15 protein-coding genes are annotated in these 14,509 nt (G+C 44.1%); 9 read left to right on the plus strand and 6 right to left on the minus strand.

Features of this window, described 5'->3' with window-relative positions; translation table 11 throughout:
- Positions 1–53: 53 nt before the first annotated feature.
- Positions 54–509, minus strand: coding sequence for a 6-pyruvoyl trahydropterin synthase family protein (locus CPIN_RS29830; protein ID WP_012793607.1), 456 nt, complete (start codon positions 507–509; stop codon positions 54–56).
- Between the two features lie 158 nt (positions 510–667).
- Between CPIN_RS29830 and CPIN_RS29835 the strand changes: the two genes are divergently transcribed.
- From CPIN_RS29835 to CPIN_RS29845, 3 genes are all read left to right on the plus strand, one after another.
- Positions 668–970 (plus strand): hypothetical protein, encoded by a 303-nt coding sequence (locus CPIN_RS29835; RefSeq protein WP_012793608.1) that lies wholly within the window; start codon positions 668–670, stop codon positions 968–970.
- A gap of 274 nt (positions 971–1,244) precedes the next feature.
- Positions 1,245–1,625: a DoxX family membrane protein gene (locus CPIN_RS29840; protein WP_012793609.1), complete on the plus strand. Its 381-nt coding sequence runs from the start codon at positions 1,245–1,247 to the stop codon at positions 1,623–1,625.
- Positions 1,626–1,666: 41 nt separating this feature from the next.
- On the plus strand, positions 1,667–2,170 hold the full coding sequence (locus CPIN_RS29845; protein WP_012793610.1) for an SRPBCC family protein: 504 nt from the start codon (positions 1,667–1,669) through the stop codon (positions 2,168–2,170).
- Between the two features lie 90 nt (positions 2,171–2,260).
- Here the strand turns inward: CPIN_RS29845 and CPIN_RS29850 are convergent, their stop codons facing one another.
- Together CPIN_RS29850 and CPIN_RS29855 are read right to left on the minus strand one after the other, a co-directional pair.
- Positions 2,261–3,145, minus strand: coding sequence for a hypothetical protein (locus tag CPIN_RS29850; protein WP_012793611.1), 885 nt, complete (start codon positions 3,143–3,145; stop codon positions 2,261–2,263).
- Positions 3,146–3,217: 72 nt separating this feature from the next.
- Complete coding sequence (locus tag CPIN_RS29855) at positions 3,218–5,380, minus strand: xanthine dehydrogenase family protein molybdopterin-binding subunit (protein ID WP_012793612.1); 2,163 nt, start codon at positions 5,378–5,380, stop codon at positions 3,218–3,220.
- 214 nt (positions 5,381–5,594) lie between these two features.
- On the opposite strand from CPIN_RS29855, the gene CPIN_RS29860 reads away from it, so the two are divergent.
- The 3 genes from CPIN_RS29860 (at position 5,595) to CPIN_RS29865 (ending at position 8,271) form a co-directional block, all read left to right on the plus strand.
- Positions 5,595–6,809, plus strand: a complete 1,215-nt coding sequence (locus tag CPIN_RS29860) for an alpha/beta hydrolase-fold protein (protein ID WP_012793613.1) — start codon at positions 5,595–5,597, stop codon at positions 6,807–6,809.
- Positions 6,810–7,000: 191 nt separating this feature from the next.
- On the plus strand, positions 7,001–7,135 hold the full coding sequence (locus CPIN_RS39505) for a hypothetical protein (protein ID WP_012793614.1): 135 nt from the start codon (positions 7,001–7,003) through the stop codon (positions 7,133–7,135).
- 194 nt (positions 7,136–7,329) lie between these two features.
- Positions 7,330–8,271: a hypothetical protein gene (locus CPIN_RS29865; RefSeq protein ID WP_148230672.1), complete on the plus strand. Its 942-nt coding sequence runs from the start codon at positions 7,330–7,332 to the stop codon at positions 8,269–8,271.
- 93 nt (positions 8,272–8,364) lie between these two features.
- On the opposite strand, the gene CPIN_RS29870 is transcribed toward CPIN_RS29865, so the two are convergent.
- Positions 8,365–9,066 carry an SMUG2 DNA glycosylase family protein gene (locus tag CPIN_RS29870; protein WP_012793616.1) on the minus strand — a complete coding sequence of 234 codons (702 nt, stop codon included), beginning with the start codon at positions 9,064–9,066 and terminating at the stop codon, positions 8,365–8,367.
- Positions 9,067–9,083: 17 nt separating this feature from the next.
- Complete coding sequence (locus tag CPIN_RS29875) at positions 9,084–9,731, minus strand: hypothetical protein (RefSeq protein WP_012793617.1); 648 nt, start codon at positions 9,729–9,731, stop codon at positions 9,084–9,086.
- Positions 9,732–10,783: 1,052 nt separating this feature from the next.
- Here CPIN_RS29875 and CPIN_RS29880 point away from each other — a divergent pair.
- Positions 10,784–11,407, plus strand: coding sequence for a hypothetical protein (locus CPIN_RS29880; protein WP_012793618.1), 624 nt, complete (start codon positions 10,784–10,786; stop codon positions 11,405–11,407).
- A gap of 59 nt (positions 11,408–11,466) precedes the next feature.
- Here the strand turns inward: CPIN_RS29880 and CPIN_RS29885 are convergent, their stop codons facing one another.
- On the minus strand, positions 11,467–11,832 hold the full coding sequence (locus CPIN_RS29885; RefSeq protein WP_012793619.1) for a response regulator: 366 nt from the start codon (positions 11,830–11,832) through the stop codon (positions 11,467–11,469).
- Positions 11,833–12,104: 272 nt separating this feature from the next.
- On the opposite strand from CPIN_RS29885, the gene CPIN_RS29890 reads away from it, so the two are divergent.
- Both CPIN_RS29890 and CPIN_RS29895 read left to right on the plus strand, forming a co-directional pair.
- Positions 12,105–12,539, plus strand: a complete 435-nt coding sequence (locus CPIN_RS29890) for a lipocalin-like domain-containing protein (RefSeq protein ID WP_012793620.1) — start codon at positions 12,105–12,107, stop codon at positions 12,537–12,539.
- A 198-nt stretch (positions 12,540–12,737) separates the two neighbouring features.
- Positions 12,738–14,243 (plus strand): family 43 glycosylhydrolase, encoded by a 1,506-nt coding sequence (locus tag CPIN_RS29895; protein ID WP_012793621.1) that lies wholly within the window; start codon positions 12,738–12,740, stop codon positions 14,241–14,243.
- Positions 14,244–14,509: the final 266 nt, after the last annotated feature.

The raw sequence follows: 14,509 nt of genomic DNA on the forward strand, positions 1-14,509 counted from the left end.
TCCAATACAGTAAAGCAGCCATGAAGTATATTGCTATAGTTTGGTAACTTCTTTCAATCAATATTATCACTGGCATACCATTCGGCATATGAAGTATGCGTCTCATATAACTTTAGCCTGCAAAGGGTTACCCCGTCCGGCAGCTGCGCAATAATACGTCCGGCGAAATCCAGCACCATATTCTCACAGGTCGGTTGCCAGGGTGTCCATACAATCCGGGCAAACAATTCATTATCCACTCCACCCAGAGACAATACACTTCCTTCTTTTAACATCAACGCATGATCCAGCGGCGCAATAATTTCCTCTTGCACAATCGCTTTCAGATCACCAAAATCCAACACCATACCTTCACTGCTGCGCCCTGGCGTATTATCCGGCTGCCCCTTGATCGTCACTTCCAGTTGATAGGAATGTCCGTGAATATGCCTGCAAAGTCCTTTATAACCGGAAAGCGCATGCGCCATCTCAAACCTGAATATCTTGGTGAGTCGTACAATCTGTTTCATGAGGAGGGCAAAAGTATCCTGCCTGTTGATAATGACCACTGATCCCGATCAAACAGCAGGCTGATAAACATCATACACCAATTACACTTCCAATCTATATACTTTTTGCACTAGCTTTACCACCTTTCTATATCCCATTATTGTATCAATCTTATAAGATGGACGAAAGAAGACGACAGATCTTGCAGGAAATAAAACACCAATGCCAGGAATATAACAGCAATGAATTTGAATACTACTTCGAAATATGGGGCCTTAACTGGTATCCCTGGCAACTGGAAGTCTCTCCGGAACAAACCATTCAACTCTCCATCAATGATTTGTTAACAGAAGACCTGCAATATCTGGAAGATGCCGGTGAGATCTTCCTTGTCAAAAAATATGAACCGCATGAGGTAGCAAATGAAACCGAATTTGGAAGAAAAAGATACCGCATCAATAACAATAAAACTACACCTTAAACAATCGCCCATTTAATTCAGACAACAGCTTCCGAACCAACCGAAAACGTGGTCGGCATAGACACCACATATTTTAGGGAACAAGTCAGCATTCTACATCGTTTTAGCAAATAGACCTGATCACAGGCAGCTCAGTCTGGCATTTCTCCGCCTTCCATATCTTATCTTACAGTTCCAAAAACATCACTCGGTAACTTTACTTAAAATAATTTTGAGAAACCGATTAGTTGCAAGTATATTTGCAACCGAATGGTTTCAATAAAAACTAATAACTATGAAAGCGAAAGTTCTTTTTGTTTTATGCTTACTGACAGGTCTGATGTTCCTCAATGCAGGCCTGGACAAATTCTTCCACTATATGCCTGTTCCCAAGGATATGCCTGAGAAAATGGTAAAAGCAGGCATGGCATTCATGGAGATCGGCTGGCTCATGCCACTGGTAGGCGCCGTAGAAGCTATTGGCGGCATACTGCTGATATTCAAAAGGACCAGAGCACTTGGAGCCATTGTTATTCTTCCTATACTGGTCGGTATCCTGCTGACCAATATCACCATGGCCCCTTCCGGTTTACCTATCGTACTGATAATAATCGCTGTTATCACCTGGGTCATCATCGAAAACTGGCACAAATACCTGCCAATGGTCAAAAAATAATAAAAGACTGTCAATCACCGTCATCCATAAAAGAACAATAAATGAAACACAACCTGCAATTCGATTTTATTGCTGATAAACAGAAAAATACCCTGACCATCAGACGCGAATTCCTGGCCGACCGGCAATTAGTGTGGGATTGTTATACGAAAAGCGAATTGCTTGACCAATGGTTTGCCCCAGCCCCGCTATCAACAAAAACAAAATCCATGGATTTTCGCGAAGGCGGTCACTGGCACTACGCAATGATAGATCCCAATGGCACCGAATATTGGGGATATACCGACTACGTGAAGATCCATCCTATCGATTATTACACCTCCCTGGATGCGTTCTGTAATGCAGAAGGTGAAATCAATGAAGCACTGCCGCGTGCTGAATGGTTAGTGACCTTCACTGATAAAGGAGAAAATGCACTGGTAGAAACAGTCGTGACCTATAAATCGCTCTCTGATCTGGAAACCGTTATACAGATGGGCATAGAACAGGGACTGACCGCAACACTGGAAAAACTGGATGAACTCTTGTTACGCCTGCGTAAATAAACGAGTATCACTTGATTGTTAATATGCTTAAATAAAGAGGCTGCGTAATATACGTTTACGCAGCCTCTTTTATTCGTATATCTTACCTGATTATTTCCATCCGATATGCATGATATTTACATTTTCCTTCCTTGAAGAAGTTACTGCAATCCCGCTTCCTTTACCGGCGCCAGGCATAAAAGTAAATCCTTCTAATTCATCCTCCCTATTGTCAATATCCACTACTTTCACCACTTTCTGTTTACCCATTGCAATGCTCTCCGCGAGATCCACGTATGTAAACCGCCATTTCCGTCCTTCTATCTGGTTCTGTATCAATACCAACCACCCTTGCTCCGGCATCCAGTGAACATTCTGTACCCATGCCGTACAGGTATATTTCTTATACAATACCCCTTTATCTGACGTTCGTCTTGCGTTCTTTAACGCAGCATGATCGTACAACCGTACCTCATTACCTTTATCTCCATAATCTGCTGTAGCAATATACCACTTCTTATTATATTCCACATATTCCGGCCTTGTACCCTGAATACAGGCGTCATCCTCGATTGTATTAATCAGATTACCATCCAGTGTACCCGTCCGCTGTAACCCTTCCCAATCCACACAGTAAATCACTGCACGCCAGCGGCTGCCTTCCTTATTCAGCCGGATACTGTTTCCGATAAAGAAAGGCGCCCCTTCATGATAAGCAAAACCTGTAGGATGATTGATGACATCCGTATCATGTAGTGTCAGCTTCATCTCTTTGTTGGCATAAACAAGGCTGTCTCCCTGCAGTCTGTACTCTCTGATTACGCCAACTTCACGATCCCCATACAGAAAATATTTCCCCTGCTGATTAGACACTCCCTGACAAGCACCCAGCGAATCCACAGTATAAGCATGTTGGATGTGCATAGTCGGGCCACTCTTTGTCAAGGGCAATAAGGAGCATAGCAGTGCCGCTATGCCGGTAGTTATAAATTTCATAATTGATCTCTTTGTATTGATGCTCGTCTGACAATAGGTTAACCAACTTCCATAGATGAAGCGGATGAATACTTAAACCTCTTCCAGTGCAAAAGGCAACTTACGGATCCTCTTTCCTGTAAGATCAAAAATCGCATTACATAATGCAGGCGCAAAAGCCGGCAAACCTGGTTCACCTACACCTCCCGGATTTTCATTATTCTCCATAATATGTACGGCTATTGCAGGCACCTCATAAATACGCGGCATAGGATAAGTATTGAAGTTCTTCTCAACAGCCTTTCCTACTTTAAAATGAGTCGCATGATGTACTGCCGCTCCCAGGCCCATAACAATACTTCCCTCTACCTGCGCCCGGATGATATCAGGATTGACATACCAGCCACAATCTATAACAGCAAACACCTTATCAATCTTAACACCCTTATCTTTGGCATAAGACACCTTCACGACCTGTCCTACCCGACTACCAAAACATTCCGTAATAGCGACGCCCCAACCTGCGTTCCGTTCCCGTGTATTCCACTTGCTGAAGGCAGCCAGTTGATCGATCATCGCCTGATAACGCGCAGAATTAAGATGTCGTTTCCTGAATACCAGAGGGTCCTCCTGGGCAAGATGCGCCAGTTCATCGATAAAACTCTCACTGGCAAATAAATCCACATTTGCGCCAGGTGCACGCCACCACATAGTTGGTATTGGCGACCGGGTAGAGATCCCTCCAAAACTATAATGTGGTATCGTTTTATAGTAATCTTCCGCCAGCCCAGCCGAATTTCCACCATTAACTGGTAACGCCTCCGGTGTCGAATCCTGCAACTGCCCAGGCCCTATATATTGCGAAGCAGAAACAATCTGTAATGCGCCAATCTTTTTATCCATTGTCACACCTCCCCTGCACCGGTACACCGCACCGGCACGAAAAGGCCCCATCGTCATGTCATCTTCTCTCGTACAAAGCAACTGCACCGGCGCCTTTATTTCCTTTGATATAAGCGCCGCTTCCAGCGGATAGTCTGTAAATGCTTTACGCCCGAAACCACCGCCTAAAAACGTCATATGTACATGAACATTTTCAACGGGAATATGCAAGTGTTCACTCAGACTAGCCTGTATCCAGTTCGCTTCCTGTATCGGCCCCCAGATTGTTATACTATTCTCCTTTACGTCTGCCGTACAATTCACAGGCTCCATACAGCTATGCGATTGATACGGCGCTTCATAAATGGCTTCAAAACCGGCACTCGTTTCCTTTAATGCAATATCAAAAGCAGCCGATGGCGGCAGCTTATACAGATCTTCCCGCATCCTTGTATACAACTGCTCAGAATCAAGGTGCTCAAATCCTTCATCATCCCATTCCACCTTCAACATTTTCCGCCCCTGCATGGCTGCCCAGGAAGAATTGGCCACAACAGCTACGCCTTCAAACAATAATCCGAACACATCCCGCTTTACTTTCAGCACATGCGTTACACCATGTACCGCCCTTACAGCTGTATCATTAAAACTTTTTACTTTTCCCCTGAACCGTGGATTACGTTCCACCACTGCATACAACATCCCCGGCAACTTTTTATCCATACCAAATATGGCGCTGCCATTCGTTTTCAGCAGGGTATCATTCCTATGCAAAGGTTTACCTATGATTTTATAATCCTTACGGGCTTTTAATGTAACATCCGCTGGTGGAGTCAACTGTGAAGCCGCTTTTACCAGCTGCCCATACCCTAACGCTCTCCCCGTTGCACGATGTATCACCTGTCCATTCTCTGCATAACACGCCTTTACCTCCACCTTCCATTGTTGCGCAGCGGCCTGAATCAGCATCTCCCGGGCGGAAGCGCCAACGCGTAATAACTGCTGATACCAGCCACGAATGGAAAAACTACCTTCCTGCGGCTGCGGACCATACTTTTTAGGATCAGCCGCCGGCGAACGTACAGATACCTGATCCATACTTACTTCCAGTTCTTCTGCAATGATTTGTGGTATCGCCTGCCAGGTACCCTGTCCCATCTCCGAACGGTGATTACAGATGGTCACCCTCCCTGTACTGTCAATTGATATCCAGTACATCAATTCCGTCACCGCATGGGCTACCTCGCTGGCACTGATAATTTTACTACCATTTCTTCCCAATGCAGGCCAGCAAAGCCCGATTGTTAAAGCGACTCCGGACATACCGGTATTACGCAGGAAAGTTCTCCGGGAAAGACGTCTATGCTCCGCCATCAGAAACATGATTTACAAGCCTAAAAAACAGGACTAATCGCCCATTAAATTAGTCATTCACACACAACCTGGCAACCCTGATTGACGAGCTGTCAACTATACTATACCAACGGTCATTCTTAAACGGCCATCTTCTGTCCCATTTACCTGCACTTACATCACATATTCACCCGGGAATCTGATAATCTGCCGACATTGTTGCTTAAAAAGCCTCATGAGACAACTATTCCTCCTCGTCCTCCTGCTACCATTAATAGCATCCGCCCAAACGCCTAAGCAGCTGGTTTCTTTCGGACAACCCGACAGCATTTACTCTGACATTCTCAAAGAAAAAAGGGAGCTTTGGATCTATAGCCCCAATAGTGACACCAGTTTCTTTGCAAAAGCAGCCTACCCGGTACTATATGTATTGGATGGGGACGCTCATTTCTCCTACCTCCAGACCATAATCCGGCAAATGAGCGAGAACGGCGTTACTGCCCTCCCGCAAATGATCATCGTTGGCATCGCCAGTACAAACGGTAATCGTATGCACGACCTTACTCCTACTGTTGATCCTAAAATGCCCGGTTCTGGTGGCGGTGAACAGTTTACCGCCTTCATCGAAAAAGAACTCATCCCCTATATTGATAATAAATATCCTACCGCCCCTTACAGGGTCTATTCCGGTCATTCCCTGGGAGGACTGATGGTTATTAATACCCTCCTCCATCATCCGTCCCTGTTTAACGCCTATATCGCCTCAGATCCGAGCATTTCCTGGAATGATAGCCGCATCCTTCAGGCCCTCGACAGTTTACTGGAACACCAGGACTTCAACAACAAACGTTTCTATCTGGCCATTGCCCATACAATGAATGCAAGCCTTGATACCATTCAGGTAAAAAAAGATAACACGATGGGCTCCATACATACCAGCGCCATCCTGCAACTGGCCAGTAAACTCAAACAACATCCCCGCAATCATCTCAACTGGGCCTATAACTATTACCCCAACGACTACCACAATTCCATTCCGCTGATTGCCCAGTACGACGGTCTGCGGACAATCTTCCGCGCTTACTGGTTTCCCACTTACCTCTACCCGGATAAGTCAGGAAATACAGACTCATTACGCGCACTGATTACCACACACTACAAAACACTCAGCAAAGAAATGGGATACAATGTGCTTCCATACGAATGGGAATTCAATAGTTTGGGCTACCACCATTTATCCATAAAGAATTACGCAAAATCACAAATGTTCTTTGAGCTCAACATCGCATATTTCCCGGCAAGCTACAATACCTATGATAGCATGGGCGATTATTACATGGAAAAAGGAGACTCAGCCCAGGCGGTCATTTACTGGAAAAAATCCTTGGCGCTAAGACACGTGCAACGTGTACAGGAAAAAGTAGATAAGGTTGCTTTATCCACAAGATAACTTATGGTATATAAATAGCACGCAGGGAGGGATTACCGCATAAAAAGCAGTAAATTTAATAACCCGTTAGCCACTGTATTTAACCTGTAATATGGCCCCGCTGATTGCTTACAACGCACCTTTTTTCACCAAGGGATAGCCGAAAACCTTTAAAAAAGAGTAGGCATTTATTTCCTCCTAAATAACCGTCCATGAAAAAGAAAACAAAGAAAAAACTGAACATCAGTAAATTGAAGATCGCACGACTGAGTGAAACCGCCGAAAAGAAAATGCAGGCTGTCACCATTCCTCCTAACACATTCTGGTGTACTACTACCGGGCTATAATGCCATCAATACGATCATCCGGCATTGACATTACCGGATGATCGCTTTCCGCATAATATTTCCTCTGACATTTTGCGCATTAACTATCTTTGCGGCTCCCTAAAACCTTTGAAATTATTATGCGCCTTATCTATGCATCCCTGTTAGCTTTTTGCCTGCTGATACCCGATATACTATCTGCCCAAGCCCCATCCATGAACGAAACAATAATGGCGACTTTTGAGAAAGTATTAAGGAAAAAGCGGGACGAATGGTCTAAAAGCAACTTCAACAGTATTATTCTCGTACCGGATGCCGGCCTTAAACAGGCAGTCGTATTCAGTCAGCTAAAAACCACCAGCTTTGACAGTATTGCCCTGCTCCTGACCGCACAGGACAAAGCCCGGAAGTTCCTGTATTTCTCTCCGGCCCCCGTAGATACAGTTATGAATAATGGAGAAGTACAGATTAAATTCCCTACAGGCGGTTTTTCTTATATAGAAGAAAAAGAACTGGCCAACAACCTCACGTTTAAAGGGGATACCATCATCTACAAAACAGACAGCGCCAAATCTGTAAAATACCCTGGTTCTTATGGCATCCGTATAATGGACGACAAGGAAGTCACCCGTAGTATCAACAGCCGCTTATCTTATGCCTGGTATCTGCCCGAAGATTATGAATACCTCTCCTATACCTGTAATAAAAAAGGTTACTGGCAACGAAAAGGCAGTCTGATTCATTTTGTAGGCGATTTTGATGAAAATAATTTCCTCTTTGATATCCGTTTCCGGAAAAAACATGCACAACCCACCATACTACAAGGCAGGAAAGTTGATTTCACAAAGACGATCCAGGTAAATGGTGATCACGTCGACGTCTTTATAAACGATGCCCAAAAAGAAGATGGGGACATTATCTCGCTTAACCTGAATGGTGAATGGATCATAAAAGGATTGGTGGTATCAAAAGCCGGTGCGAAGATTGTTGTACCCTTGATACATAAAAAGAACTACCTCGTCATGCACGCGGAAAACCTGGGATCAATTCCGCCTAACACAGCCTCCATGCAGATCAACGACGGCGCCAAAGTACACCAGATTATCCTTAATTCCGACGCAGGGAAAAGCGAGGGTATTCTGTTCACCCGACCTTAATCACTCAACTATCATACATAGATATACCAGCAGGGGCCACTGATACAATTGTATCAGTGGCCCCTGCTGGTATATCTATGTATCACTTACGCTTTATTTACTATAGGCAGCAAAAGCTTCCAGGTATTTGGTAATATATTCTTCTTTACGCTTCAGCCGGTACTGCATAACAAACCGTGGATGTTCCAACGGAACAATCGTTTTAAAAAACTGTTCCTTGGCATTCAGTTGTTGCAGGAAAGCAGCATTCTTTCCCGTTCCAAAACAATAACACACATCTGTATCAATACCAAAAGCCAGTTGTTCACGGATACTGCTCACCATAAAGTCATACACCGCATTTGTCAGGGCTTTGCTATCGTAGTAGTTATAATTAACCTCCGAACCGTCCGCTTTCACAGATGTAAATCCCAGCGGAGAAACAGAAGCAAAATAAAAATCCTTATAAAAGGCTGTTGGTCCGCCGTAAGCACTGATAACATCATACACAAACACCGAGGAAGGTTCATGCGTCTTCACCCCTTCAATACCAATATCAAGCACCTCTGTCAACCGCTTTGTATCAGTAAAAGGAATACCTGTTGCTCCGGATCCCAGTCTGCCAGGATTAATTCCCATTATCATACGGCGTTGATGATGATCGCCATAATATTTACGGTAAAATTGCCGCATAATATCCATTACCTGCGGCTGTTCACGAAACGGATTCATGATCCGGATGCCGGGAGGCAGTATACCCGTATAATGCAGATGACTGTTGAATGCAATAACCTGTTCGGCAAATGTATGCATCATGATTACATTAGATGTGATCAGCTATTTACTTTTGTAACATTCTTCCTGTCATTTTCCATCGCAGACAAAAGGTTCTTGCCATGACATTGACTGTAAGGCTTCGAACTCTTACAATAACACGGTGTACCAGACTTACCGCCTTCTCTTATGTAAAGTTCTATATTATCACACAAGGTATTATAGTGATTATACACATTACCCGTATAGGTATTGAAGTGAATGTTATCATCATCCACACGTGTAGAAAACTGCCTCAGAAAGTCCTTCATCTCAGATAACAGGATGAAATGTTCTATCAGGGGATTACTACCAATACCCACTCTCACATTACTGATATACTTCCCTTCATAGGCATACCTGTCATCAGGAATAAACAACAGTTGTTCCGGTGCTCCGAGATGCGGCGTAACATCAATCAGATGCCCATCTTCATCCTCCCACACAGCATGGTGCTCTCCCTCACAGATAAAATCACCCAACCATACCGCCCAGCCATACACCAGGTTTCCACCATCTTTAGCCATTTTCTGCTGTACATTAACATAACAGTGCCCTGCCTTTGCCGCCGGATCAGGCTGTACAGGAATCATCTCATGCATATATGCTGCCCCAATCCGGTCTATCAGTTGCTGAACCGGTATCGTAATCTCAATTGGACTTATCATACTATTAAATAAACGCTGTAATTATCAATAATCTCCTGCCTCTCCCTCGATCCCCGATATTCATCCCCCCTCACAAATCCAATCTTCATCCTCCACCACCAATCCCCAATATTCATCATCCCCATCAATCCAGATCAATTATCATCAATCTCCACCTACACTCCTAAATCGTCACCCCTCCATTACCCATACTGACCGCGGGAATAAGCGAAGGCTTTCAGATGATAAAGCGGACCTTAGCCCGTCCCCTGCACAAAGCTAAAGCCCCAGCAAAGCCTCAACCCACAGTCCTTCACCAACCGCCCAATCCACCTACTTAACGGGCGTCAGTCCGCGGCATCATCTGAAACCGCAGCGTATCCCCCACGTCCCTCCCTACCACCAAAAAGTCCGCGGCATCATGTGGAACCGCAGCGTATCCCAACGTCCCTCCCCCTGACAGACATCAATCAGCGGCCTGAAACCGCAGCGAACATGTAAAATCGGGCGCAAAGATACAACTTAATCCCCCTTAAAACGGCTTTCATCACAAGCCCCCCTTATTTACCTGACACAGTCAACCTAACACACCAAAGACAAAAAAACACCACAAAAATGTTAATATTCAATCAAATAAATAAGCACTACCAAAGAAAAGATAGATTTATAACACCACACCTTCCAACCACCCCCAAATGGCACAAAAACATAAAAATCATACACTTAAATATACCAATTACTCACTCCACCAACTCCCATTCCTACCATATTCTTGGAACAATACTGTAAGAGTTAGTATATTTATGCCCATGAACTATACTATGAGTAATCTGGCTGCGATGACTGGGCTGTCCTCAACAGCTACAATCATCATACACACATCACTCTTTAAAAATCGACCAACCGGTACCGCGGCACGCTTTCTATCCGCAACCGGCGCTCAACGTTATTCAGCAGAGGAATAATAACCGGGAATCCCCGGATAAGGACAATGCATGCAGAAAAACCATCTACAAGCAGCAGTTGTCAGGTGCAACAATCTAAAATAATCAATATCGTTAATAAGGTTTAACATGGCTGAAGACGCAAAGCAGGAGAAAGAAATACTCGCTGAACTGAAAAAAGATTTCCCGCTGACTAAAGAGTCGCTGAAAGAAATCGATCTAAGTCAATTTTCTTCACTCCACAGAAGTGAGCATTTCAGAGTGACTTATGCCTGGAAATTCACCAGCTTTTTACAACGGGTTTACTTTGTAAAGTACCGCAATTCACACAAAACCACGACAACACCCTCACAGGCAGATCTGACACTTCCTGCTGATACCACAGTGAAGTACGCAGGTATCTACGTAAAGTTCGATCAGCCAATGCCCGATTTTATTATCAGGGCAAATACACAGGGTGATAAATTCCTGAACCTGTATTTCCCGAATTCTGTTAAAGTGAAAACAGTACCGGCCTTTAATCACAAATATATTTTGGAATCCGAAGAGGCAGGCACGATAGAACAGGTAATAGGTGTCGAATTGTTTAACACCATGTTGAATGCAGGAGATGTGAATGTGGAGGTAAAAGACAATAAATGCTTCATCTATGGCTTAAAGCCATTTGGCTACAATTATGCCAGATTGCTGATCAGTATAGCCGAAGACGTCATAAAAAGAAATGTCGGACAACCAGACATGGTGACAGAATAAATAAAGTGGTTTAAGCCGGAGAAACCTTCTCCGGTTTTTTATTGCCCACTTTTGCAGCCTCAATGCTGCTTGCTCAACATATTATCGATGACACTATATAAGGTCTTTAAGGAAAACGGCTTATTCAACACAGCATCAGCCCCACTCTCCACTACAGAATCTTTCGAATAAGTCTGCGCAGAAAATAAAATCACCCATAATTGATCAGATAATTGACTCTCCTTTAGCCGGCGACAGATCTTACGTCCATCATAACCGCCGAGAAAAATATCCATGAGCAGTAAAACAGGTTGATGTAAGGCGATATTCTTTTCCAGGTCAGCGGGATCCCGCAGAGCAATTACCTCCATTTGTTTTCTCCTTAGCACCAACGACACAGCCTCAAGGATGCCTTCATTGTCGTCTAGTACAATTATCTTTTGCATAAATAAGGATATATTCTCTTAATGGCTTAATCTGGATGTAACAGCTATAACATAGCTACAGTAAACATTCGCAGGCTCTCTACGGATTATTTAAAGATAGAGATACGAATCAAAATAAACAAAAAAAACATATAGCACAGCCTGTATAAGTATATGATTTTCAATAATGATACAACGGCACTTCATTTACATTTCTTTAATTTTAACCAGACTGGAGCATTTCCTATCTTGCATCATCAAATGCAGACCCGATCTGCCTTAAACCCAACCTTATGAAACGTATAAGCTTATTGACATGTGCCATCGCGCTGCTTTTTGTTACCTGTAAGAAAGACGACCATCTTTCCCCTGTTCCCGACGAATTCAAAGCCCTCGTAGGCCGATGGAAACTGGTCGCAACCTATGATTATATCAATGACGACCAACCAATCCTCTGGACGCCCACTACGGGAGAGAAAGAGATGACACTTAACGCAAATGGCAGTATGACGGGAGATTATTACAGACATGATTACAATGCCTTCAAAGTCGGTACCAACTACAATTACGTACGACCATTCGACAGTGTAATATTTGTATACCAACATAATGGTACCCCAAAAGATACGATGAGATACATCATACGAAAACTAGACGCTGATACCCTGACACTGAACGGATTCTGCATCGAATTATGCGGACAAAAATATGCCAGGATTAAGCAGTAATCACAACATATAACAATCACACATATAATATCTCCTGAGCACAGCCGGCGCTATAAATTATAACGCCAGCTGTGCTTTTTTAATAGACATCCTCCACAAAATCAGCATAAATTCCTCATTTTTAATTTTAACTTTATTCCCCTTAATCAGCCGGAAACAACCTGATTCCACATTTTCATATTCATTAACCAGAACCACATGTATCGGACTAAAAAGTATCTTGCTCTACTGCTTTCGTTTGTTTGTCTGTCAATGTGTGCCACGCTCCACGCTCAGTCCACAACAGGCCCTGTTATCGCAGGCGACCTGGCAGATCCATCCATCATAAAAGTCGACAGCGTCTACTATGCAACAGGTACCTCCTCAGAATGGGCGCCTTATTATCCTGTCTACAAGTCGTCTAACCTGAAAGACTGGCGACAGACAGGCTACGTGTTTGACAAAGCACCGGATTGGACAGTAGGCTCCTTCTGGGCGCCGGAATATTATCAAATAGGCGACACCTATTACATGTATTATACCGCCAGACGAAAGTCGGACAACCAATCCTTTATCGGTGTCGCAACATCCCGCTACCCCGATCATGGATTTATTGACCATGGCGTCATCATCGAACATGGAAAAGAAGCCATCGATGCTTTTATCTACGATGACAATGGCCAACGATATATCACATTTAAGGCATACGGACTGGAAAACAGACCCATTGAAATACTTGGGTATAAATTGTCTGCCGACGGACTGAAAACGGAAGGCGAAGCATTCACCTTACTGAAAGATGATAACCGCGCAGGCATGGAAGGACAAAGCATCCTGAAAAAAGATAATTATTATTATCTCTTTTACTCTGCCGGCAATTGCTGCGGCGGTGGATGTACCTATTCTGTAAACGTCGCCCGCTCCACCAGCTTCAAAGGCCCTTATGAATACTTTACAGGCAACCCTGTCCTCAGTGAAAACGACAGCTGGAAATGTATGGGACACGGTACCTTCGTTACCGCTGATGATAATCAGACCTACTACCTGCACCATGCGTACAATAAGAAAAGCACCGTGTTCACAGGGCGAGAAGCACTCCTCTCCCGGTTATCCTGGCAAACACCTTCTGGCTGGCCCGCACTGAAAACAGTCGATATCAGCACAACAACACCGGTAGATCTTTACGATCCGTTTGATGGAAAAAAAACAGAGAAATACTGGCAATGGGACTTCCGCCACTCTACCCCTTCCATACAACAACAGAAAGGAACGCTTCGCTTATCAGGTGTAGCAACAAAAGAAAATCCAGCCGGTATCGTACTGACAGTAAGACCAACTGCCGATAACTTTGAAATGTCCACCAGCGTAACGAATCACAACAAAGCCCTCAAGGGACTGGTCATCTATGGGGACGCAAACGCCGCCATTGGTATCGGTGTAGAAGGAGACAGTGTAAAAGTCTGGAAAACTGAAAACAAACAACGTATCACCATAAAGGCAGCCGCTGTGCCGTCCTCCGCTATCGGACTGAAAATAGCCATGTCTGGCGGCAGCAACTGCGAGTTCTTTTATCAAACGGACGACGCTACCTGGATACCGCTGGCTACCGGCTTAGCAACAGGATCTTTAGCGCAATGGGACAGAAGTCCACGACTGGGTCTGCAATACAGCGGCAATAAAAACGAAAACGCGCAGTTTGCCTTCTTCAGATTGCACAACAAATAATATTAAAAGAGGCTGTCTCAACATATTGAGCAGCCTCTTTCACTTAACTATCTGACAAAAGCTTTTTTTCTCAGTCCTACTAATTCCTGCCGGCCATCTGTTTCTCGCCAATATAGCCACACTGATTCCCTGGTTAAGCAATAACTCTGCGGTTGCCCTGCCCATGCCTGTGGTACCTCCTGCTATTAATGCTTCTTTCATTTTTAATATGCTTTTTGCCTTGTAAAAAGTAAAATATTTACAAGGCAAAATTCTGACTTCACACG

Origin of the sequence: Chitinophaga pinensis DSM 2588 (genome assembly GCF_000024005.1) — a bacterium.
In the GTDB taxonomy this organism is placed as follows: Bacteria; Bacteroidota; Bacteroidia; order Chitinophagales; family Chitinophagaceae; genus Chitinophaga; species Chitinophaga pinensis.